Source organism: Chitinophaga niabensis (assembly GCF_900129465.1).
Lineage (GTDB): Bacteria > Bacteroidota > Bacteroidia > Chitinophagales > Chitinophagaceae > Chitinophaga > Chitinophaga niabensis.
Genome location: NZ_FSRA01000001.1, coordinates 2093453 through 2116904, shown reverse-complemented (window position 1 = coordinate 2116904; position 23452 = coordinate 2093453). Strand labels below are relative to the sequence as shown.

Annotated in this window: 23 protein-coding genes; 10 read left to right on the top strand and 13 right to left on the bottom strand. The window is 46.5% G+C overall.

Annotated elements, in window-relative coordinates; genetic code table 11:
• Positions 1 to 244: 244 nt before the first annotated feature.
• From BUR42_RS08200 to BUR42_RS08175, 6 genes are all read right to left on the bottom strand, one after another.
• Complete coding sequence (locus BUR42_RS08200) at positions 245 to 769, bottom strand: DsbA family protein (RefSeq protein ID WP_074238764.1); 525 nt, start codon at positions 767 to 769, stop codon at positions 245 to 247.
• A gap of 5 nt (positions 770 to 774) precedes the next feature.
• Entirely contained in the window at positions 775 to 1236 is a 462-nt protein-coding gene (locus tag BUR42_RS08195; protein ID WP_074238763.1) for a redoxin domain-containing protein, read from the bottom strand.
• 410 nt (positions 1237 to 1646) lie between these two features.
• Positions 1647 to 2309: an SGNH/GDSL hydrolase family protein gene (locus BUR42_RS08190; RefSeq protein WP_074238762.1), complete on the bottom strand. Its 663-nt coding sequence runs from the start codon at positions 2307 to 2309 to the stop codon at positions 1647 to 1649.
• A 175-nt stretch (positions 2310 to 2484) separates the two neighbouring features.
• Positions 2485 to 3279 (bottom strand): SDR family NAD(P)-dependent oxidoreductase, encoded by a 795-nt coding sequence (locus BUR42_RS08185; RefSeq protein WP_074238761.1) that lies wholly within the window; start codon positions 3277 to 3279, stop codon positions 2485 to 2487.
• Positions 3280 to 3537: 258 nt separating this feature from the next.
• Positions 3538 to 4704 (bottom strand): hypothetical protein, encoded by a 1167-nt coding sequence (locus tag BUR42_RS08180; protein WP_074238760.1) that lies wholly within the window; start codon positions 4702 to 4704, stop codon positions 3538 to 3540.
• Entirely contained in the window at positions 4691 to 5671 is a 981-nt protein-coding gene (locus tag BUR42_RS08175; RefSeq protein ID WP_074238759.1) for a DUF2157 domain-containing protein, read from the bottom strand. Before BUR42_RS08175 ends, BUR42_RS08180 begins: the two co-directional genes overlap by 14 nt.
• 131 nt (positions 5672 to 5802) lie before the next feature.
• On the opposite strand from BUR42_RS08175, the gene BUR42_RS08170 reads away from it, so the two are divergent.
• Positions 5803 to 6912, top strand: coding sequence for a DUF2911 domain-containing protein (locus BUR42_RS08170; RefSeq protein ID WP_074238758.1), 1110 nt, complete (start codon positions 5803 to 5805; stop codon positions 6910 to 6912).
• Here the strand turns inward: BUR42_RS08170 and BUR42_RS08165 are convergent.
• Together BUR42_RS08165 and BUR42_RS08160 are read right to left on the bottom strand one after the other, a co-directional pair.
• Positions 6909 to 7766, bottom strand: a complete 858-nt coding sequence (locus BUR42_RS08165; protein WP_074238757.1) for a pirin family protein — start codon at positions 7764 to 7766, stop codon at positions 6909 to 6911. The genes BUR42_RS08170 and BUR42_RS08165 overlap by 4 nt on opposite strands.
• 13 nt (positions 7767 to 7779) lie before the next feature.
• On the bottom strand, positions 7780 to 8592 hold the full coding sequence (locus BUR42_RS08160; protein ID WP_074238756.1) for a glycoside hydrolase family 16 protein: 813 nt from the start codon (positions 8590 to 8592) through the stop codon (positions 7780 to 7782).
• A gap of 38 nt (positions 8593 to 8630) precedes the next feature.
• Here BUR42_RS08160 and BUR42_RS08155 point away from each other — a divergent pair, with 38 nt between their 5' ends.
• Together BUR42_RS08155 and BUR42_RS08150 are read left to right on the top strand one after the other, a co-directional pair.
• On the top strand, positions 8631 to 9740 hold the full coding sequence (locus BUR42_RS08155; protein WP_074238755.1) for a helix-turn-helix domain-containing protein: 1110 nt from the start codon (positions 8631 to 8633) through the stop codon (positions 9738 to 9740).
• Positions 9741 to 9790: 50 nt separating this feature from the next.
• A complete protein-coding gene (locus tag BUR42_RS08150; protein ID WP_084185456.1) occupies positions 9791 to 11668 on the top strand; it encodes a M1 family metallopeptidase in 1878 nt (625 codons plus the stop codon).
• A gap of 60 nt (positions 11669 to 11728) precedes the next feature.
• On the opposite strand, the gene BUR42_RS08145 is transcribed toward BUR42_RS08150, so the two are convergent.
• Together BUR42_RS08145 and BUR42_RS08140 are read right to left on the bottom strand one after the other, a co-directional pair.
• Positions 11729 to 13012: a M64 family metallopeptidase gene (locus tag BUR42_RS08145; RefSeq protein WP_074238754.1), complete on the bottom strand. Its 1284-nt coding sequence runs from the start codon at positions 13010 to 13012 to the stop codon at positions 11729 to 11731.
• A 20-nt stretch (positions 13013 to 13032) separates the two neighbouring features.
• Positions 13033 to 13740: a hypothetical protein gene (locus BUR42_RS08140; RefSeq protein ID WP_143197384.1), complete on the bottom strand. Its 708-nt coding sequence runs from the start codon at positions 13738 to 13740 to the stop codon at positions 13033 to 13035.
• A 159-nt stretch (positions 13741 to 13899) separates the two neighbouring features.
• Between BUR42_RS08140 and BUR42_RS08135 the strand changes: the two genes are divergently transcribed.
• A complete protein-coding gene (locus tag BUR42_RS08135) occupies positions 13900 to 14826 on the top strand; it encodes a bifunctional helix-turn-helix transcriptional regulator/GNAT family N-acetyltransferase (protein ID WP_074238752.1) in 927 nt (308 codons plus the stop codon).
• Here BUR42_RS08135 and BUR42_RS08130 read toward each other — a convergent pair.
• A complete protein-coding gene (locus tag BUR42_RS08130) occupies positions 14823 to 15974 on the bottom strand; it encodes an acetyltransferase domain-containing protein (protein ID WP_074238751.1) in 1152 nt (383 codons plus the stop codon). The genes BUR42_RS08135 and BUR42_RS08130 overlap by 4 nt on opposite strands.
• 137 nt (positions 15975 to 16111) lie before the next feature.
• Positions 16112 to 16570, bottom strand: coding sequence for a DinB family protein (locus tag BUR42_RS08125; RefSeq protein ID WP_074238750.1), 459 nt, complete (start codon positions 16568 to 16570; stop codon positions 16112 to 16114).
• A 107-nt stretch (positions 16571 to 16677) separates the two neighbouring features.
• Here BUR42_RS08125 and BUR42_RS08120 point away from each other — a divergent pair, with 107 nt between their 5' ends.
• The 6 genes from BUR42_RS08120 (at position 16678) to BUR42_RS29545 (ending at position 22998) form a co-directional block, all read left to right on the top strand.
• Positions 16678 to 18315, top strand: a complete 1638-nt coding sequence (locus BUR42_RS08120; RefSeq protein ID WP_074238749.1) for an acyl-CoA carboxylase subunit beta — start codon at positions 16678 to 16680, stop codon at positions 18313 to 18315.
• A 44-nt stretch (positions 18316 to 18359) separates the two neighbouring features.
• Positions 18360 to 18824, top strand: coding sequence for a ribonuclease HI (gene rnhA, locus BUR42_RS08115; RefSeq protein WP_074238748.1), 465 nt, complete (start codon positions 18360 to 18362; stop codon positions 18822 to 18824).
• A gap of 99 nt (positions 18825 to 18923) precedes the next feature.
• Positions 18924 to 20075 (top strand): HlyD family secretion protein, encoded by a 1152-nt coding sequence (locus BUR42_RS08110; RefSeq protein WP_074238747.1) that lies wholly within the window; start codon positions 18924 to 18926, stop codon positions 20073 to 20075.
• Positions 20076 to 20078: 3 nt separating this feature from the next.
• Entirely contained in the window at positions 20079 to 22253 is a 2175-nt protein-coding gene (locus tag BUR42_RS08105; protein ID WP_074238746.1) for a peptidase domain-containing ABC transporter, read from the top strand.
• Between the two features lie 144 nt (positions 22254 to 22397).
• Positions 22398 to 22589, top strand: coding sequence for a type II toxin-antitoxin system HicA family toxin (locus BUR42_RS08100; protein WP_074238745.1), 192 nt, complete (start codon positions 22398 to 22400; stop codon positions 22587 to 22589).
• Between the two features lie 22 nt (positions 22590 to 22611).
• Entirely contained in the window at positions 22612 to 22998 is a 387-nt protein-coding gene (locus BUR42_RS29545; protein ID WP_143197383.1) for a helix-turn-helix domain-containing protein, read from the top strand.
• A gap of 37 nt (positions 22999 to 23035) precedes the next feature.
• Here the strand turns inward: BUR42_RS29545 and BUR42_RS08090 are convergent, their stop codons facing one another.
• Positions 23036 to 23437 (bottom strand): META domain-containing protein, encoded by a 402-nt coding sequence (locus tag BUR42_RS08090; protein WP_074238744.1) that lies wholly within the window; start codon positions 23435 to 23437, stop codon positions 23036 to 23038.
• Positions 23438 to 23452 lie beyond the last annotated feature (15 nt).

The following is a 23452-nucleotide window of genomic DNA, read 5'->3' as shown; positions in this document are numbered from 1 at the left end:
ATTGTTTGCCCCAATCTATGTGACTCAATCAACAACATTTGAAATCCTATAATTCCCTAACCTGATGAAATAATGGTAATGTAAAGTGGCCCGGACAATTATACCTGTCCGGGCAATTACCAGGAGCGCATTTAAACTTTCCAGGAGAAAAAGATCTGTGGTTTTGTGTTCACTTATATCCCTGCCAGCAACGCTTCCCAACTTACCTTATCCACCTGCCTGGAAATAAGAAGGCTGGCACGTATTATTGTGCTGCAGCCGTAATCGCTTCAGAGAGAGAAGCGGCATCGTAGCCGCCGTTATATTTGCTGCCGTTGATAAAGAAGGAAGGTGTGCCATTCACGCCGCTGCGCACACCACTTTCAAAAGAAGCATCCACTTTTTCCGCTAATGATTCATCTTCACTGTCTTTTTCAAAAGCTTTCAGGTCCAGCTTTAATTTACCGGCGAACTTTAGGAATGCTTCAGGGCTTAGCTCATTCTGGTGTTCAAAGATCATATCATGCATTTCCCAGAACTTACCCTGCTTTGCCGCGGCTTCTGCTGCCAATGCTGCAGGAATAGCCATGGGATGTGAATTTGATAAAGGGAAATGACGGAAGATGAGCCGCAGGTCTTTGCCATGCACCTGTTGCAATTGCTTTAAAATAGGATGTGCCGCACCACAATGAGGGCATTGAAAATCACCATATTCTACCAGGGTAACGGGAGCGTCTGCAGCACCTTCTGCATGATCTTCGTTATTAACCGGTGGGGAAAGTTTAGCCATGATCGTTATTTTTTGGTGATAGTCTCCAGCGCTTCAATGATCCCGTCTGCACCCGGATTGATGCCTACAGGCGAGAGGTAGTGCCAGCGTACGATCCCTTCACCATCCAATACATATAAACCTCTTTCACATTGCCCTTCTTTGGCATCGTATACATCGTATTTCTTTGCTACGGCTCCTTTGGGCTCAAAGTCCGAGAGGAGAGGGAAATGTAATTTCCTGTCCTGCGAATAGGCGGTATGACTCCAGGCGCTGTCTACAGAAATGCCCAGGATCTGCGCATCATATTTTTTGAAGATAGACAACATCTCATTGTATAATGCCATCTGGTCGCCGCAAACAGGGCTCCAGTCTGCCGGGTAAAAAGCCAGTATTACATTCTTTCCTTTAAAATCCTGTAAAGATACTTTCTGGTCAGGAGTGGAATGGAGTGAAAAGTCAGGCGCTTGTGTTCCTATTTCTAACATGCAGCACATTTTATTAAGCGTGAACAATAAGGGGCCTTTCAAATATAGGCCTTTTTTATACGCTGCTGCGGATTTGCAACAGGTACATCTGTTAATTTACCTAACGTTAACCACCATCCGGATGTTTATAATCTTCAAAAAAAACTTTCCCGGTTTGAAAGACTAATCTAACGGCAGGCTTAACAACGCCCAACAGGCAGGTATCAAATTCCGTTCCATTTACCGCGGCGTAACTGTTATCATTTTATCAGACCATAGGCAACCGCCTCGTCATTGAACAGCATGGCGTTAATTGCGCGGGTTATTATGCAGTTTAGCAGTAATGGGAATAAAGTTACCCAACATGTGCAGGGAAAGGGGCTTATCATTTATAACAAGGGCTGTTCATACACCGAACAGCCCTTGTTGTTTTAAAGCTTTGCAATAATATCCGATAAACTCTTTGCCACCAGTGCATTTCCTTCTTTGTTCAAATGCACGCGATCAGAGGTAAGGATCCCTTTTTCATTGTTCTCCGTGTTATGCCGGAGGTTGTAATCCATGAACAATTTACGGAGATCACATAAAGGTAATTTTGTATCCTCACTGATCTTCCGGATCACATCGCTGAATTTATTGAGGTCTGCATCCTGCGCATTGTCTCCGTCTTTCTTTTCTCCGATCACTGCGGGTGTACATAGCACTACTTTCGCATTATTGGCCTGGATCTTTTTGATCAGCGCACGATAGAACTTTTCAAATTTGTCCAGGTCGGTGCCGGTGCCATGTGTGCTTTTATGCCATACATCATTTACGCCGATATAGATCACAACGATGTCCGGTTGTTTATTGAGTACATCGTCTTCCATACGCAGGTAAAGATCATATACTTTGTTGCCGCCTATACCGGCACCTATCAGTTCATATCCATCCGAAGGAAGGATTGATTTCATCTGCGTAATATATCCTTCCGGGCCTACACCTGCCTGCGTAATGGAATCACCGAAGAAGATCACTTTTTTCTTTTTAGCCGGAGCAAAAGAGAACAACGCAAAGGCACTGCAAACGAGGAACATTGTCGATAGTCTTTTCATTGGAATTGATAATTTGCAAAAAAGTACGCATTATCAATTAAGGATCAAAATTTAATGCTGAAAGGAGCGCGGTAATTTTGCTGAATTCCTTTTGTGCCCGGGAGCTATGGGCAATAGAAAGGAAAGCTGCTCCTGTGAGGGAGCAGCTTTCCGAGGTATTTCATCTTATATTGATTTAAACGATAGATTTCACCAGTCCTCCGTCTGCACGTAAGGCAGCGCCATTGGTGGCGGAAGAAAGCGGGCTGGCAACGTAAGTTACGAGGTTGGCTATTTCGGATACATCCGCAAAGCGCTGAATGAGAGAAGAAGGGCGCATGGTTTTGAAGAAGTCTTTTTCCGCTTCTTCCGGCGTGATGTCTTTGCTGATGGCCACCTGTTTAATAAATTCCACCACACCTTCGGATTTTGTAGGGCCAGGCATTACCGTATTCACGGTTACATTGGTGTTTTTGGTCAGCTCTGCTAATCCGCGGCTGATAGATAGTTGTGCTGTTTTAGTCATCCCGTAATGGATCATTTCTTCCGGTACCATTACGGCAGACTCACTGGAGATGAAGATGATCCTGCCCCAGTTCTGTTGCAGCATATGTTGGAAATAGTGGCGGGATAAACGCACACCGCTCAGTACATTCACTTCAAAGAAACGGAGCCATTCTTCGTCTGTTATTTCTTCGAATGGCTTAGGTTCAAAGATCCCTGCGTTATTCACCAGGATATCTACCACCGGCAACTTTTCGATCAGTTTATTTACGTCTGCTGCTTTTGAAAAATCTGCAGCTACACCCGATACGGTAGCTCCGGGCACCTGCTGTTGAAGTTTTGCCACTGCTTCTTTCACCCTGTCTTCCGTTCTGCCATTAATGACTACGAAGGCACCTTCCTTTAACAACTGTAATGCGATGGCAAAACCGATCCCTTGTGTAGAGCCACTGATAAAAGCCGTTTTTCCTTTTAATTGTAAGTCCATCTTTTATTTTTTAATCGGATACAAAGTTCAGCACTATTCTGGTATAAATAATATAGGATTACTTATAGATGTCTATTATAAAACTGATGGATAGGGGTAAAAAGGGTACAAAATTGTGCAAAAACAGGTTGATCTTTACCTGATCCTTGTGTAATCCTTCAGTCAACCTCCTGCCATTGTTGTGCAGTGCTGTGTGCCAGCAAGGGTTTGAGCAAGTTTGGCTGAAGGATGACAGAAGGATGGTAGAAGGATGGGACATCAATAACTGTCAGAAGCCCCTCCGCCGCCACCTGTTCCGCCCCCAAATTTAAAGCTTTCGTCCGGTTGGGGAGTAGTGCTCATGGTTTGGGCGATCACCAGGGATTCCAGCTGTATAGCGCCTTCCCCGGAAGTTTCTTCTCCCTCGGAGCTGAAGCCATGCTTCGGCTCTTTCAGGTACCGGATCACCCCATAGGCCAGTACGATCATCAGAATGCCACCGAGGGTCATGGCTCCTTCAATGGGCATAACGCTGTGATAGTAACGGATGGTGAATACAATGGCGCCTACCAGTACAAGCCCTGTGCGGAGCAGGATGGCATCTTTTTTACGGATGCCCAGGAAGATATAGATCAGGGGAATGATAACGGTAAAGGTCCAGAAAAGCCAGCCACCCGGAATACTGTCTTCCGGCGCCAGGTGCATACCGAACATTTCATTGCCCGCTTCTCTTACTACAAAGTAATTCCCGCCGATGTATAAGGTGAGCAGGGAGGCAATGGACACTAAGTTGAGACAGTTAAAATAGGGGCGGTTGCCAGCTTTCCCGGATAAGCGGGATGCTGCGAGATATACCAGCAGTGAAGCGGTCATCACCACAAAAGGCATGATCATTTTGGCGATACTGCCGAGTTGCAGGGTGATGCAGAACAAAGTGCCCAGCAGGCCGATAAAAGATACCACGGCCATGAGGCTGTCCAGGAAACGCAGGGCGAAGTAACCGGCCAGTAAAAGCACAACCATGTAATATACAGGCTGGTCAACATCCCATTTGCCAAGCAGGATGAAAGCGGTGATCACCAACGCGCCCGTCATCCACATTAAAGCTTCATCCACACCAGCCCCAAAATGTTTTTTCTCTTTTACAATGAGTTCCAGGCAGCCATAAGCAACCAATGCAAAAAAGATCGCGATGCCGCCAAAGGTTTCTTCGTTCAATGCACTGGCCATAAACAGCAGCAGCAAGCCGAATGAGAAAATACCTATCACGGCTGTAGCCAGGAATAGCCCGATGCGGATAAAGATATTAGGCGTATATAATCCTGTAGGATATTGCGCTTTTATTTGCTGGTTCTCTTCCTTCGTAATACATTCTTTTAAACAGGCCTCTTTTGCATCCTGCTGGATCCAGCTGTTTTCGAGGTCCAATCTTTTATAGGCTATCATGCTGTTTTACTTTTTTGTTGAGGTGAACAAGGAGCACAACTAAACCAACGCCGGAGCCCACGAGATAGAACAGTGCCAGCGTAATGGTATCCAGGTCCTGGATGAACAGGGAACGTAATACTACATAGGTTAGCCCCACATATGCATAGAGGATAGTGATCAGTAAAAAGTAGAAGGAACGGTTCTTTAATGCCATGGTATAAATAGCATAGGCAACTCCGGCGAGTAGTAAGAACCAGAGCAGGTACATGCGTTCAAACACTACCATTGCGGAGATCAGGGAGATGAATAAAATATTTGTGCCGAAGTTGTGATACGTGAAAGCAAAATGTTGCTTGATATTCTTTTTCGTACTGAACAGTCCCGCTGCAATAAGGAACACCCCTAAAAACAACCCGGTATAGATCAGCCGGTCGCTGCTGAAATCATTTTGTGAGAAGATATGATAGGGTGTAATGGAAACACCCAGCCATGCCGCAAAGTTCGTGATGGCCAAACTAAGCACACCGATGTGATCAAAGTAATAAGCACTGAAGGATAACAGCACCATCGGGAAAAAAGCGGCCAGGCCATAACGCGTGCCGAAAACATTGTATTGCGCCTGCATGTAGGAGATGAAGGTCACAAAGAGCAAACAGCCCAGTAGTACACTGTAATCGAAAAGACTGTTGGGAGAAAGCACCTTGTTCCAGGAGAAATGTGGTTTATGCTTCTGGGCATAATAAAAACATCCCAGGCAAAGTGCGGCAATGGCAAACAAAATAGCCTGGTGCCCGATCGTGTCTATGTTCTTGTAAATGAGGATGCCCAGCCCGCCGCTGAGGAGCAATACACCGAGGTAGAGGATGGTCTTTAATTCCCAATGCAGGGAAAAGAGCCTTTTGCCTTCCGCGGCTTTTACTTTTTGGAGTGATCCAGGGGAAACGAGGCCTTCTCCTGAAAGTTTTTCAAACAATTGTATGTTCATAATTTCCTTAATATGGCGAAATATAGGACAAATTTTGCATTCCTTTCATCCTGAAATGCTAACCCTGATCACATTTTAGCCGAAATGCTCATTCAGGCAGTTTAGATTACAGGTACAAAATCTTATTGCTTATGAAAACGTTCACCTTCACCATTTGCCTAACGTGGTGCGTAACATCCTTATTTGCACAATCTTTATTAAACATTCCTCACCAGGGGGGCAACAAAAAAGCCGCTGTGTCAGAGCGGATCGGCCTCACAGAAGTAACCATCAATTATGACAGGCCCGGTGTAAAAGGCCGGGAGGGTAAGGTCTGGGGGCAGCTTGTTCATGTTGGTTTTGAGAACCCTGGTTTCGGCAGCAGCAAATCTGCTCCCTGGCGTGCCGGCGCGAATGAAAACACAACCATTGAATTCAGCAGCGATGTAAAGATCGAGGGGCAGCCCCTGGCAAAAGGGAAGTACGGCTTTTTTATTGCTTATGGCCCAGAGGAGTCTACGCTTATCTTTTCTAAAAACTCCAGCTCCTGGGGACATTATTTTTATGACGATAAGGAAGATGCCCTGCGTGTAAAAGTGAAACCGGTAGCATTGGATAAGAGTGTGGAGTGGCTGAAGTATGAATTTATGAATGAAACAGATAACTCCGCCACTATTGGCCTGGAATGGGAAAAGCTGATGATCCCTTTCAAAGTGGAAGTAAATGCAGTGGAAGAACAACTGGCTTCTATCCGCAAAGAGTTACGTTCTGAAAAAGGTTTTATGTGGGAGAGCTGGAGCCATGCGGCACAGTACTGTTTAGAACATAACACCAACCTGAATGAAGCACTGCTGTGGACGGATACCGCCACTGGCCCCAATTTCGGAGGTGATAAAAGTTTTACTGCCTGGAGTACCAAGGCACAAATACTTTCCAAACTGGGGCAGGAGGCAAAAGCTGCTGAAATTATGAAGAAGGCGCTTCCATTCGGCGGAATGAATGACATACACCAATATGGCCGTCAATTACTGGCACAGAAAAAGAGTAAGGAAGCGCTGGAGATCTTTAAGATGAACTATGATCAGCATCCTGGTGAATACACTACACTGATGGGTTTAACACGTGGTTATTCCGGTGCAGGGGATTATAAAAATGCCCTCAAATTTGCTACGCAGGCACTGGCAGCAGCTCCTGGCGCTGACGCCAAAAAGCAGCTGCAACAGCACATTGCGAAGTTGAAAGAAGGGAAAGATATTAATTAATATTGCAGTGTTCCGAACAGGCCATTTTTGTAATCGGAGATGGCCTGTTCTACTTCTTCCGCCGTATTCATCACAAAATTATCCTTAGCGGCAACCGGCTCATCGATCGGTTCTGCGGAGAGGAACAGGATACCTGCATCTTCCAGCGCCGTGATAACGATCTCATCATTTTCTTTTTCAAAAACGATCAGGTTGTGGAAGGGAATGGATTCTTTATCATTAGCAGAGATACTGCCTTTTGAAACATATAATAATGCCTGGTAACCCGGCGTAGCATCGATCTTCACCGTTTTGCCCTTCTGAATGGTACCGATGATGGCAATAACAGGCGTGAAGCTTTTCATGGGGCTTTTCTTTCCTTCATATTCCCCGCTGGCCAGTCTTAATTGTACGCCTTCCTGTTCCAACACTACGGGCAGCTGATCTTTTGCGGCAGATTGGTAATAGGGATCATCCCACTTATTGGCTTTCGGTACATTCACCCAGATCTGGATCCATTCCTGCGTGCCGCCTTTTTCCAAGATCGCTTTGGTGGGCCCTTCGCTGTGCAGTAATCCTTTTCCTGCAAACATCCATTGAATGCCACCTGCGGAGATGGTGCCGGAATGACCGGCGTTATCCATGTGATACCCTTCTCCCTGGATGGCAAAGGTAACAGGGGAGAACCCACGATGCGGATGGGGGTGAATGCGCAACTCCGATCCGGCTTTTATCTCTTCCGGGCCAATGTGATGGATCACTATGAAGGGATTGGCAAATCTGAAATCTTTATGCGGAAGCGGCTGTATCACTGTTTCTTCTTCGGTGATCTTTTTCTCCCGGCCTGATAATACATGCAGGATCGCTTTTTTCATATGCTTTATCTTTTTACTGGTAAACTCTAACGTAATCAACAATGAACTTCGCCGGAATGTTTTCTGCAGGGATTTCTTCACCTGACTGTCCTAATGCGAAGTTGAGCAATAAAAAGAAATTCTCCTTAAAGGGATTATCTCCCCGGTGTACGTTGATGGTTTTACTCATATCCACCTGGTTCAGTTCTTTACCGTCTACAGAGATCACCATTTTTTGCTCATCCCATATCAGCTGCCATTCATGGAACTTTTCTGCCCAGGCTGCACCGCCCATATCTGCCACAGGCCATTTTGCTTCGTCCCAGGCGGATGAATTTTCTCCTTCCCAGCAGGCATTGGCCAGCAGGTTGCCACGGTAATATTCCATAATGTCCACTTCACCGCAGGCAGGCCAGCGGGTGGAGCCTTTTTTGTTGCCCAGCATCCAGAAGGCGGGCCACATGCCTTTACGGATATCTATTTTTGCCCGCATGGTCACCTTACCATATTTGAAATCGAATTTCCCTTTTGTGATCAGGCAGGCGGAGGTATATTCCGCATATTCCCGGTTGCGCTGCCAATATTTGCTGGTGGAATCGTAGTTAGTGTTCTTCTTTCTTTCCTTTTTTGCTTCAATGACCAGGAAGCCATCTTTGCAGCTGGCATTTTCCGGCTGGTACCATTGCGGTTCCTGGTTCCGTACAAAACCGTATTCATAATCCCATTTTGCAGGATCGGGAGCGCCATCTTTATTGAATTCGTCCGCCCATACCAGTTTATAATTATCCTTCGCGGGTATAAAGGAAGAAGTAACGAGTGTTGTGAGAATAAGGATGATCTGTTTCATAGATAAAGTATTCTTTCAAATTTATATCTTTAAGTGGTATGAAACTGGATGTTTTTTCGCTGATCGTGTTATTGGGAGCGCTGCAGGCCCTGTTCTTCGGGTTATACCTTTATTTTTCACCAAATGATAATAAACTGCAGAAGCGTTCGCTTGCTTTCTTCATCCTCATATTGAGCTATAACGGTTTTGAAACACTGAACTGGAGTTCGGAACTTTTCCAGTTCATGTACCTCTTTAACCTGTTCCCTTTTGTATTGATCTTTGGATTAGGGCCATCCTTTTACCTGTATGTACGTTCTTTTCGTACAACTGTTCCCGTACGGAATGCCTGGCGGTATTATATGTTCGTGTGGGCAGCTTTTACGATCCGGGCCTCTTTATTAGTGATCTGGATCCTGCATGTGAATGGCAAGCAGGCCATTCTTGATCCATTTTTACTCGATGCATGGTATGGCACCATCCTGGAGCCCCTGAGCGTGATCGTTTTCACCGTCTTTTACCTGATGGCCCTCCGGGAATACCGTTTACTGACCAGGATGCCGGAAGAGGAAAAGACGGTCACCCGCTGGCTGAAACTCCTGCTGGCGGTGATGGGAGTGTTTGCTTTACTTTGGATCTGCACGGTGGGGCTTCCTTTCTTTATGAATATAGGTGCAGAAAAGTATTATGTAATAGAAATAGCCCTGGTAGTCTTTATTTACTGGATAGGATATACCAGTTACCATCGCACCCGGGTTATTTATATCACTCAGCAGAAGAAAACCCAGTCCTATTTTGATAACCTCTCTTCAGAAGAAGTGGAGAGCTGTATAAAGGCCCTGCAGCAGGCCATGGAAAAAGATAAATTATACTTAGACCCAGAGTTAACCACTGCCAGCCTGGCAGCACATATCGGCGTACATTCCAAAACATTATCTGCCGTGTTGAACCAGGGATTGCAAAAAGGGTTTTCGGAATACGTGAACACCTGGCGGGTGGAAGCGGTCAAACAAATGATCCTGGACCCGGCGAACCGGAAGATGACCATTACCGGTATTGCCTACGATTGCGGTTTCAATTCCCAGCCAACTTTTCAACGGGCATTTAAGGCCGTAACGGGTCAAACACCCCGCGATTTCATGCAAAATACTATTCAAATCCGGAATTGAATAGGCCAGGGGCGGCCTTTTTCATTGGTTTGCTTCTAAACCGGAACCATATGATTATTCGGACGATGATCCTCTTTTTATTGCTGGCGCAATATGCAAAAGCCCAACAAAGCAGCTTTGTTGGCACCTACCAATTTAACATCAACCCCATCCGCATTTTTGCCGTAAAGGAAGAAAATGATTCCCTTCGCTTTTCAGAGAATGGGAAGAATTTCCTGACCATGTTCCCCCTTGGCGGAAATAAATACCGGATCGACGTGGTGAAACCGGAAGCGATCGTGGAGTTTACCAAAAGTAAAATGATCGTTCATCAGGGAGGAGGGGATTACGATTGCCTGAAAGTATGGGATATGCCAAATTTTCCGAAAGCCAAAAGGGTCCCTAACCGGAAGAACGGTTTTACCCGGGCAGATACTTTAAGAGGCAAACTGAGCCCGCTGAGGGCCTGTTACGATGTTACCTATTATCACCTCACCGTAGAAGTGTTTCCTGCCACGCACACCCTTCAGGGTAATACCCTGATACGCTTCAATACGGTAAACCCTTTCCGGGAACTACAGGTAGACCTCTATGAGAACATGCCCATCGACAGCATCATCTATAAAGGACAGCTCTTAACCTATACCCGGGAGTTTGATGCGGTATTTGTACAGTTCCCTGCGCTTATCCCAAAGGGTAGCAAAGAAGAATTCAGGGTATATTATCATGGCCAGCCACAGGAGCCGGACATGACTGTAGGTATGAATGGCGGTGTACTCTGGCGTAAGGATACAAGCGGAAAAACTTTTGCGCAGGTAGTCATGCAAGGCTCCGGCGCCAGCCTCTGGTGGCCGAATAAAGATCATCTCTCCGATGAATCGGACAGTACACTGATCAGTGTGATCGTACCGGATGATGTACAGAATATCTCTAACGGAAGATTACGGAATAAGGTCAACCTGCCCGGCAACAGAACATTAACGGAATGGTTCGTGAGCTATCCTATTAATAATTATAACGTAACCTTCAATATCGGGGACTATGCGCATTTCTCTGATACCTATGGTGATCTTACGCTGGACTACTATTGCCTGCCCATTCACCTGGAAAGGGCGCGCTGGCTCTCTGCCAAAGTGAAGCCCATGCTGGAGCAATTCGAGAAACATTTTGGCCCCTATCCATTTCCACGGGATGGTTTTAAACTGATAGAAACCATACACGCCATGGAACACCAGAGTGCTGTAGCGCTGGGTGGCTTTTACGGGGATACCACGGAAATGATGAGATTGATGTGGCATGAAGTGGCGCATGAATGGTGGGGAAATAATGTTTCCATGAAAGACTTCGCGGATTTCTGGTTGCATGAAGGGTTTGCCACCTATGCGGAGAAAATGATGGTGGAATATAAGTATGGATATGAGGCCGCATTAAAAGCACTGGAACGGGAAAAAGCAGATAATAAAGAGCCCATGATCGGAGAGTATGATGTGAACCATGTTTTTTACAACCTGTATGATGTGTATTCCAAAGGTTGCCGGGTGATCCATACCCTGCGGAGTGTGCTGAACAACGATACGCTTTTCTTTGATATACTGCGCGGTATTCAGAAGGATTATGCCTGTAAAACGGTAACCACGCAGGAGATAGAAGCCTATATCAGTAAAAAGGCGAACATGGACCTCACTGCTTTTTTTCAACAATACTTAAGGACCATAAAAGTACCCGAACTGGCGTATTACATGGAAGGCAGGGAATTGCATTATAAATGGAACAACACCGTACCCGGATTTAAAATGCCGGTGAAGGTGATGCTGGATAATGAGATGTATGTATTCCTCTATCCTGAAAACGACTGGAAATCCATCACCACCAAATACCTGAAAGAGAAGACCTTTAAAGTGGATAAAGATAATTTCTATGTAGAGCTGAAGAAAGAGAAGGCCCGGTAGATCCGGGCCTTCGGGCATTCAGGAATTATGCTTCTAACTATTGGAAAGGAAAAAATTTATTTAGTACATCGCCACCTCTTTGTTATTGATGAACAGGTTGGTTTTGATGGTGGATACTTTACCCTGGCTGGCTTCACTTTTAGCGCTTACTTCCACGAAGTAGTTAGCCTTGCTGCCTGATTTGCGGCTAAAGGAAAGTTCCACGCCTTTTTCCGAACCCTGGCCCATGGTCACTACTTTACCGGTAGCGTCTATCACCGATATATTGAATTCGCGGGGATCAATGCCTTCCAGTACAACACGGATAATATCATCCCTGCTGAAATCAGGCGGGCAGAAGGGGCAGCCCGGAATAGGCCAGCGGAACCTGCAGCGCCAGTTGATCCATTTGAAGCGGTCCAGGTTTTTGAGGAAGGCACAGAGCAATCCTGCAGGATCAATTTCACAGGCGGTGCATTTCCCGGAAAGGATGATATTCATTTCCTGGTTGCAGGCTGCGCAGAACTCATTGAGGTCGCGCATCTGGCAATTGAACTGTGAGCGGTAGATACCAAAACGATAGTATCCGCCGCCTTCCCATAACCCTACCACACCGGCAGGTACGTTGGAAGTGGTAGGCAGGGGAGTGGTGGCGTTAATGAAAGAACCCCATTTGATAGTGGCACGGTTTGTATTGATGGTGAGGTTTTTGGCAGCAGGTTCTCCCCAGGCTGCCTGGTAAGTTCGGTTATCATCTGAACCATCGCACATATAACAATCGTATTCATCTGCAAGCCCGCCTACTTTATGCCCTAATTCATGCGTGATGATACCGGCAAAACCTGCGGCTATGGAAGAGAAAACAAGGCCTCCGGCACAACCGCCCCATTGCGTATCATTTACTAATACAAATACGGCATCAGCTGCAGGAGCAAAGTTGCCTGCTTCATAACATTTAGCCGGAGAGCTGCTGGTGACGCATCTTTCCGCTTCCATGGCCGCAGGGTTGCCATACCGGCAATCCAGCTCCGTGTTAACGAAAACCCCATCCGCAGGATGGTCTACGCCGGATTCAGCAGATACCACATTCACGCGCCAGATATTAAAGGCACACATTCTGCTGCCATAGGGTTGAAGATTGCGCAGGGCCTGAACAGCTTGGTCCACTGCCGTATTAAAAGCAGCCTGCTGTGCGGCAGTGAATCCATCACCTACAAATACGATGTCGTACTTCACGGAAACAGGACCGTTGTTAAGTATGGGTGTATAATTGAGGGACCCGTTCCTTTGTATATTGATAGCACCGCTTACACGAACGGATATTAAGATCAATAACACGCATAATCCTTTAACAAGTGTTTTCATGATGAAAGAGATTTAGGGGTTTAGTTATTAAAGGTTACTTCGGAAATTAATGTGCGTGCGCTGCTGAAATTACCGGAAGTAATGCTCAGGTTACTGTCTGGCTCATAGAATTTGATCGTGAGCTTTCCTTTTGCATTGGGGATGGTAATGGAAAAGAAGGAAGGCATGTGCTCATGCATGGATTCCCGGTGGATCACTTTGGGTTCCACAAATACTTCCATGGCGCCGGGATGTGCTACCGTGCCGGTCATTACCAGCTGGCCCTTTGCATCCAGTACATCAAATGCCAGCATGCGGCCTTCTGTGCCCTGGTATTGTTCTACGGCATTATTGGTGCCTTTGCTGGCCAGCACTTTAAATTCTTTTCCCTGCATGCTGAAGGCGATGGACTTAGCGGAGTTATCCTGGATAGTGAAGGCCGATTCGCCCAGTATTTTATCTTTCCGCTTCACCTGCAGTTGTACTTTTCCTGCAGGGGCATCCGGTACCAGTACAGCAAGGTCTCCCTGCCGGCCCAATCCGGTAATGAGGGCTGCCTCTTTTCCGAAGCTCACTTCCATACCGCTGGTATCTACCTCCGCGGTATCAGCAAACTGAAGGAGTACAACTTCTCCGGGGGATGAAATGTCTGTAGAAACGGTAAAGGAAGTGGATTGCCCGGTTTTCCGTATGCAGGCTACTGCAAAGAGCATGAGCATCACGGCCGTTATGCAAATAATTTGTTTCATAGAAATTGAATTTGGGGTGATTCTGATGCAAGTAACGCTTAAGGCGCTTTTAAGAACAGGGAATTAATACGGTTTATGATAGGTATTAATACGCATATAAATAGTTGCCTTTGTCAAATAAATTAGTTGACAAAAACAACTAATTATTATATTTGCAGTATGGACCAGCTTATTTCTAACATCCGCCAGTTCAACCGGTATTACACCAAACAACTGGGATTGTTGCAGCAGCACTTCTTTGATACGGACTATTCCTTAACGGACATCAGGGTGCTTTACGAAATAGATTTTAACGGGCAGACCACGGCTACCGGTATCCGGGAGGCTTTGCAGATAGATGCAGGTTATCTCAGCAGGATCCTGCGCAACTTTGAGAAGAAAGGATTGATCCTCAAACATCCTTTGCCGGAAGATGGCCGCTCTTATTATTTGCAGTTAACGGCCCGGGGTAAAAAGCTGATGGCGGGTATGAACGAGCGCTCTAACGGGCAGATCCGGGAAATGCTGAAAGACCTGCGCCCTGCAGAGCGGGAAAAGATAGCCAACTCCATGAATATCCTGCGTAATCTCCTGAAAGCGCCGGACAGTACACCTGCGCTGGAAGATGTTGTTATACGCCATGGCCTGCAGCCGGGCGATATCGGGGATATGATCCGTTTACATGGTATCCTGTATGCACAGGAGTATCAATACGACCTGGCATTTGAAACCTATGTTACCCAAACGCTGTATGAATTTATGCAAACCTATGATCCTGCAAGGGACAGGGTTTGGCTGGCATACTGCTACGGGGAGCTGATAGGGATGATAGCGATCATCGGGAAAGGGAGAGGAGTGGCGCAATTACGCTGGTTCCTGCTCCGGCCTGAATTCAGAGGCATAGGCCTGGGCAAAAAGCTCATGGGCGAAGCCATGGCTTTTTGCAGGCAACAAAATTTCAGGTCTGTTTACCTGCTCACCACACATCAGCAAACTACAGCAGGCAGCATGTATACGAAAGCCGGTTTCGTTAAAACCGCTTCCACACCACAGCGCATCTGGGGGCACGACCTGTATGAAGAAAGATATGAACTAAAGCTGCGTTAAAGATAACTCAACCACCATTGCTTATGGGTTCGCTTATATTGCGAGAACCATTTGCAGGGCCGGTACAAAACAGCTACCACAGCTATCCAGATAATATATACTACCCATAAAGGAAAACCGAATTCCGGCGGCCGGAATAAAAACGGCACCTGCATGTTCACGATCTGATCTGTACCATATCCTGATGCAAAAAATACGATCACACACAACGTGTGAATGATATAAAAATGCAGGATGTAGTAGAAGAAAGGAACACTGCCATATACTTTCGCAATATCTGCGAATCTTCCGCGGGCATGTTCTAAAGCGGCCAGGGCTATGAGTCCTATCCCTATTGTGATCAGTGAGTACATCAGGGATGGGGGATATTTGGTGACGTTCATGAAGGAATAGAACGTTTTCAGCGCCGTTGCCTGGGAAGCCCAGGTACGGGGATCGCCATATACATTAATGCCTCTGAGTACAAAGAAGAGTACCACCATCGTTGAACCTGCAGTGAGCAGGATCCTGCGACGCCTGGCAACAGGTATATTCTGCCGGAAGATCCTGCCCAATCCGTAACCCATCAGCAGAATGCCTATCCATGGAAGGAAAGGATAGAATACGATCACACCATGACCGGGAAGTACCTGGTAATAGGTATAACGGGTATTGTGTGCAAACTCCATGAACACACTATGGTTTGCGGTATCCAGCAGGTTATGGCTGAGGGTGATCAGCAAACCTATGCCCAGTACAGCCTGCCAGGGCAGGAACACCAATAGGGATAAAGCCAGGAAGCTAACACCGATGGCCCAGATCACCTGCAGGATGGCCAGGTTCATCAAAGGGTTGAAAGTGAGGCCAAAGGATACTACGGTGACCTCTATCAGGATGAGCCAGAGGCCACGCGTAAATAAGTATTTACTGATGGCAGCTTTACTTTTCCTGCCATTCATAAGGTGAACGGATAAACCGGAGAGGAAAACAAAAAGCGGGGCACAGAAATGGGTGATCCATCTGGTAAAGTAGAGGGCGGGGTTTGTTGTTTGCAGGTCTAAGGGATCACTCGTCATCGCAGATACGTGAAAGAAATCCCGTACATGGTCTAACGCCATAATGATCATAATAAGCCCCCGCAAAACGTCAATTGAATAAATTCGATGCATGGCAAGATAATTTGGCGGTTAATTTGGATTACAATATGAAAATAAAACTATATATTGAATACTGAACCACCAATAGTACTTTTTAACCATCTCCTATGTAAAAAAGAAACGCCGCTGATCAGCGGCGTTTTATCATTTTAAGCATATTTCCTTAGCAGTACGATCTGCCCCAGGTGATAGGGCACGTGCTGCAATACGCCCTGTATATAGTAATAGGCATTGTGCTGGGTATTGGGTACCGGCGTGAATAGCTTTTCCTCCGGGAAGTTCCTGACGGTTTCCACCATTTCGGTAATGGAATGTTCCAGGCGGTTTAAGGTAGCCTGCCAGTTATTTTCCCCGTGATTTTCAGGGAAATAGAAATCAGGCAGGTCGCCGTCCTGGTCGGGCGCTTCTCCATATAGTTTGCGGATCACGTTCTTGTTCCACCAGATCAGGTGGTTCACCAGCTCCCAGATGTTGTGGGAGTTGCCTATCCGTTTAGATGCCTGTACCGCATCTGTTTCCTGCAAATGCTCCATAACGGTTACCTCCAGCCATGGCTGACCGTGGTAAATATGCTGCAAAGATTCTGATAATACGATAAGTGTGGACATGCTGTAAAGTTATAGATTCTTCCAATGATATGATTCCAATCTCCTTTTCACAATTAGCAGGCCATTTCCTCCATTTCCCTTATTTTTAATCAAATATCTACCACTTTATGGAGGAACAGCAATTGGAATTTAATAAGAATGAAGACCATATGCGCAGGCTGGTCAGCACCATGAAACAACGTTTATCGGTGATTGAACAGGGCGGCGGAAAGAAAAGTATAGAGAAACTTCGCCAGCGTGGTAAAATGACCGTTCGCGAGCGCATCGGTTACCTGACTGACAAGAATACCCCCTTTACAGAAATTGGTGCATTTACGGCTTATGATATGTATTCCGAGCATGGAGGATGCCCTGCCGGAGGTACGGTAGCCGGATTAGGTTATGTAAGCGGCCGGCAGTGCATGATCATCGCCAACGATATGACGGTGAAGGCCGGGGCCTGGTTCCCGCTCACCGGTAAAAAGAACCTCCGCCTGCAGGAAATTGCCATGGAAAACCACCTGCCGGTTATTTACCTGGTAGATAGCGCCGGTGTATACCTTCCCCTGCAGGACGAAATATTCCCGGATAAAGAACACTTCGGAAGGATCTTCCGGAACAATGCTAAAATGAGTGCCATGGGCATTACACAGATCGCTGCGGTAATGGGAAGCTGTGTAGCCGGTGGTGCCTATCTTCCTATTATGAGTGATGAAGTGCTGATGGTGGAAGGCAACGGCTCCATTTTCCTGGCAGGGCCTTACCTCGTTAAAGCTGCCATCGGGGAAGATGTGGATGCGGAAACATTAGGTGGCGCCGTTACACATACAGAGATCTCCGGTATTGCAGATTATAAGTTCAAAACAGAAGCGGCGTGCCTGGACAGGATCAAACAAATTGTTTCCCGGTTGGGAAAACCTGCGGATGCAGGATTTGATCATATCGCCCCTGTTGCCCCGCTGAAATCTGCGGATGAATTATATGGTATCATTCCGGTAGACAGCTCAAAGTCCTATGATGTACATGAAGTGATCAAACGTCTGGTGGACGGCTCTGTGTTTGATGAATACAAAGAAGATTATGGCAAGACCATCCTCTGCGGATATGCCCGTATAGAAGGCTGGGCAGTGGGCATTGTGGCTAACCAGCGTAAGATAGTGAAGAGCAAAAAAGGAGAGATGCAGATGGGCGGTGTGATCTATAACGACAGCGCAGATAAAGCGGCGCGTTTTATCATGAACTGTAACCAAAAGAAAATACCCCTGCTCTTTTTGCAGGATGTAACGGGCTTTATGGTGGGCAGCAGAAGTGAACATGCCGGCATTATTAAAGATGGTGCAAAGCTGGTGAATGCCGTGGCTAATTCCGTAGTGCCCAAGATCACCGTGATCATAGGTAATTCTTATGGCGCAGGCAATTACGCGATGTGCGGAAAAGCTTACGACCCACGTTTCATCTTTGCATGGCCGAATGCAAAAATAGCGGTGATGGGAGGAGAGCAGGCAGCCAAAACATTATTGCAGATCCAGGTAGCATCCCTCAAAGCAAAAGGAGAAGTGATCACACCTGAAGCAGAAGAGAAATTACTGAAGGATATTACAGACAGGTATAATGCACAAACCACTCCTTACTATGCAGCCGCAAGGTTGTGGGTGGATGAGATCATTGAACCGGTGAACACCAGGAAGATTGTGGCAGAATGCCTGAAAGCCTGTAACCATGCACCTGTTGCCGAAACGTTCCGCACAGGGGTGATACAGGTGTAAGGGAGAAGTATTACATTTGCTCCCTTAAAACGAAAACCAAGGATTTGACGACTCAGCAACTTATTATATATACAGATGGCGCCGCCCGTGGAAATCCAGGCAGAGGCGGTTATGGTATTGTGCTCATTTGGGGAAAGGTGAGGAAGGAATTATCGCAGGGGTACAGGATGACCACCAATAACCGCATGGAGCTGCTGGCCGTGATCGTTGCACTGGAAACGCTTACAAAAGACGGGCTCTCCGTTGTTATTTATACTGACAGCCAATACGTGGTGAACTCCGTTGAAAAAGGCTGGTTATGGAGCTGGGTGAAAACCGGCTTCAAAGACAAAAAGAACCGTGATCTCTGGGAACGTTTTATTCCTGCATTCAAAAGACAAAAGGTGAAATTCCAATGGGTAAAAGGCCATGCCACCAACCCGGAAAACAACCGTTGCGATGAACTGGCCACCGCTGCTGCGGATGGCGGAGGTTTGCTCGTGGACGTGGGATATGAACAGGGAGCATAAAAGTTTCAATAAATATTTGTAAATTGCTATTCAATCTCTAAGCAAGATTTCACCTATTTGAACCGCTAAGCATCATTTTTCATTATTGAAATTTGTTGCATGCCTCAACTCTTTCCAGTGGAGGTCATCGAGCATTCTACCTTCACGTGGTTGCCCCGTGTGCAGGTAAGAACGCAGTTGATCTATACAACGGTTCTATTGGCAGTGCTGGTCAGCATCCTTGCCTTACCTTTCATTAAAGTGGATGTTTCCGTGAAGTCCGGCGGCATTGTACGCCCGATCACAGAAAAAAACGAACTACGCAGCCTTATTGCCGGTACTATAGAAGAAGTGATGGTATCAGAAGGGCAGCATGTTCAAAAAGGTCAGCTGATCCTGCGCCTGCAGGAAGATATCAGCAACAGCAAACTCCTGCAAAACTCCTTTGAGCTCAAACAACGGGAATCTTATGTGAATGACCTGTCGCGCCTGGCCTCCGGTGGCGGTGGTGGCGGATTACAGTCTGCACTTTACCAGCAGCAATACTCCCGGTTTATGTCCACGCTGAATGAACAGCAGGCCACGATGCGCAAGCTGCAAAGCGACCTGGATATGTACAAAAAACTCTTCGCAGATAAAGTGATCGCAGAAAAAGAACTGCGCGATAAACAATATGAATATGATAAAAGTGTGGCGATGTACCGATCTTCCGTACAGCAGCAACGCAGTGCCTGGCAGGAAGAGCTAAGCCGCTACAGATCAGAAAGCAGCCGTCTGCAGGCAGATGCAGCGCAACTGGAAAAACAGAAGGAATGGAACCTGATCAAAGCCCCGGTGAGCGGTACGCTGCAACAGTTCAGCGGAAGGTATGCCGGCGGATATGTACAGGTAGGTGAGCTGATGGGCACCATTTCTCCCGATTCCAACCTGGTGGCAGAATGCCTTGTTTCCCCCAAAGATATCGGGTACCTCAAAGCAGGCATGCCCGTGAAGTTCCAAGTAGATGCCTTTAATTATAATGAATGGGGGGTGGTGGAAGGTACCGTGCAATCTGTAGATAATGATTTCACACTCGTGGACAATCAGCCTGTATTTAAAGTGAGATGTGAGTTTGCCAATACCGAAGTGCGTACCGCCAGCGGTGTAAAAGGTAAACTGAAAAAAGGAATGACGCTGCAGGCCCGCTTCATTCTTACACAACGCAGTTTGTTTCAGCTCCTCTATGATAAAACCGATGATTGGATGAATCCGAATAGTATCGGAAAAAAATAAACCATGTCCTCTATACGACTAAAAAATAGTTCCCGTGTCCGCCAGCGCGATATCAGCGATTGCGGTGCCGCATGCCTTGCTTCCATTGCGGCATTCTACCAGTTGCAGTTACCTGTTGCCCGCATCCGCCAGTTAGCCGCTACGGATAATAAAGGTACCAATGTATTAGGCATCATTGAAGCTGCCACTAAACTGGGCTTTGAAGCCAAAGGTGTGAAAGGCCCATGGGAAGCGCTCTTCAATATCCCCAAACCTGCTATTGCACATGTGGTGATCAAAGAACGGTTACATCACTTTGTAGTGATCTATAAGGTCACTAAAACACATGTGGTGGTGATGGACCCGGCAGACGGGTTGTTCCACAAATTAACCCATGAGGCATTCAAAGCCATCTGGACGAATGTGCTTATTCTCCTTATGCCCAGCGAAGATTTCAGGGCAGGCAATGAAAAGATCTCACACCTGCAACGTTTCTGGTACCTGCTGAAACCGCACAGGACTGTAGTGCTGCAGGCCCTTTTCGGTGCTATTGTATACACCATCCTTGGTTTATCCACTTCCATCTATGTACAGAAGATAGTGGACAATGTACTGGTAGAAGGTAATAAGAACCTGCTAAACCTCCTGGGCATCATCATGATCCTGATCCTGGTGCTGCAATTGTTCATCGGGCAGCTGAAAAGTGTGTTCGCTTTAAAAACAGGCCAGCAGATAGATGCGCGGCTGATCCTCGGTTATTATAAACACCTGCTCCGCCTGCCGCAGCAGTTCTTTGATACCATGCGGGTGGGGGAGATCACCTCCCGGATCAGTGATGCCGTTAAAATACGTGTATTCATTAACGATATAGCCATTGGCCTGGTGGTGAACGTTTTCATTGTGATCTTTTCTTTCTGCCTGATGTTCACCTATTACTGGAAGCTCGCCATCATTATGCTGGCCATTCTTCCGGTATATGGCATTATCTATTGGATCAGCAACCAGGTGAACAGAAAGATGCAGCGGAAGCTGATGGAAGAGAATGCGGAACTGGGCGGCCAGCTGGTGGAGTCCCTGAACTCCGTTTCTACCATCAAACGTTTCGGGCTGGAGGATTATGCGAATATGAAAACGGAGAACCGTTTTGTGAAACTCCTGAAAACAATCTTTTCTTCTTCTGTTACCAATCTCTATATCGGGAATGCCGGCGGTTTTATTACCAGTGCATTTGTGGTGATCCTTTTATGGGCAGGTTCTTATTTTGTGATGGACAGGCAGCTGAGCCCCGGGGAGCTACTCAGCTTTTATGCATTGATCGGTTACTTCACAGGGCCGGCTATGAGCCTGATCGGTGCCAACAGAAGTATGCAGGATGCCCTGATAGCTGCAGACCGTTTGTTTGAGATCATGGACCTGGAGCAGGAAGAAACAGGGAATAAAGTAACACTCACGCCGGAGCTGGTAGGAGATGTGGCATTCCAGAATGTATCCTTCCGGTATGGCACGCGTGTGCAGGTGTTCCGGAACTTTAATATGCAGATAGCGAAAGGAAAGATAACGGCGATAGTGGGAGAGAGCGGGTCCGGGAAATCTACGCTCATGGCCCTGATGCAGAACCTGTATCCTTTGCAGGAAGGAAGTATCCTTATCGGCAAAATGGATATCCGTTATATAGATACAGACAGTTTGCGCAAACGTGTAAGCGTGGTGCCACAGCAGATAGACCTCTTTGCCGGGACCGTAATGGAGAATATTGCCGTGGGAGAAGTGGAGCCGGATATGCAACGCGTTTTGCAGATCTCCACGCAGCTGGGGATCATCCAGTTCATTGAAAAACTACCGGATGGTTTTAATACCATGCTGGGAGAACATGGTGTAAACCTCTCCGGAGGCCAGCGTCAGCGGGTAGCTATTGCCCGCGCATTGTACAGGAACCCGGAAATACTGATCCTGGATGAAGCTACTTCTTCCCTGGACTCCGTTTCCGATCAATATGTGCAGGATGTGATGCAGCAGTTGCGGGATGAAGGGAAAACGATCATTGTAATAGCACACCGTTTAAGTACGGTGATGAATGCAGATAAAATTGTAGTGCTGCAGGAAGGTGTGATGGCAGAAGAAGGAACGCATAGCCAGTTGTTGCAGAATAACGCGATCTACTCCAGGTTGTGGCAACATCACCAGGCGATACCGCTTTAATTTACATTGGTTTTAAGTGAACAAAATGATGGGCTGCTTTGTCTAGGGCGGCCCTTTTATCATCTTAAGCTGAAGTAATAAAATAATTACTTGTATTGTTTGTTAAACGTAATAAATTTAGTACCTTTAAATTGTTAACCTCGTATGAAATGTTCAGAATTAAGGAGGCTGCTCAGCAGGGCAGGCTGGGTAGTATCGCGTAAAGGAAAGGGAAGCCATATGATCCTGATCAACCCTGAAAAACCCGGAGTTGAAATCATCTTTGCCGATCACGGCCCCGCTGAAATTGCAAAGGGAATTGAACAAGAAATTTTAAAACAAATGGGCTTAAGGTAATGGCCCGCTGTAAAAATCCTTTATGAAAAAGATTGTATTTATTGTTGAAAAAACGCGCACAGGTTATTCTGCATTTGCTGCAGAAGATCGTTATCCTGTTTTTACAACCGGCAGAAACATGGGCGAATTAAGAAAAAATGTTCTCGATGCCATGAACACCTGGACGGAGTACAAAGGTTTAAAAGCAGTAACAGAAAAAGATGTAATTATCCGCCTCGATCTGGCGCAGTTCTTTGAGTACTATAAAGTGATCAACGCATCCGCTTTAGCAGAGCGGATAGGGATCAGCCAATCGCTGTTATCCCAATATGCTAACCGCATCAAAGTACCCTCAGAAAAGCAGGTGAACAGGATACTTACGGGTATTAAAGACCTGGGGAAGGAATTTATTCATCTTGAACTTGTATAAATAAAAAGGGCGGATCATTTGATCCGCCTTTTCAATATCATTCTGCCACAAACGTTAGTAAAGCATTACCATCCTGGCTCAGGGTAAGCACCCCATCTTTAATGCTCCATTTATTTGCTTTATTCAGTAATTCAAAATATTTACCCTCTACATTCAAACCGGGGCAGGCCATTTTAGTGGCTGCCATAGGAGAGAAGGCAATCTTATCCGGCGCGGTTAAAGTAAATCCGCCGGAATACCTGTTACAGCTCCCGTTGCCGGAAACCCTGTTCTGTGCCTGGTCAAATGTAATGGTAGGGGCGTGGTTGGCACCAGTGGTATCAAACCCGGTTACCCGCCATGATCTGTACAGATCTTTTTCAGCGGAGCCGTTGCTCTTTTGGGAGGATGCGCAACCGACCATTAGTATAAAGGCTGCTGCCGAGAGGATTTTCTTCATGTTAGGAGGTTTTAG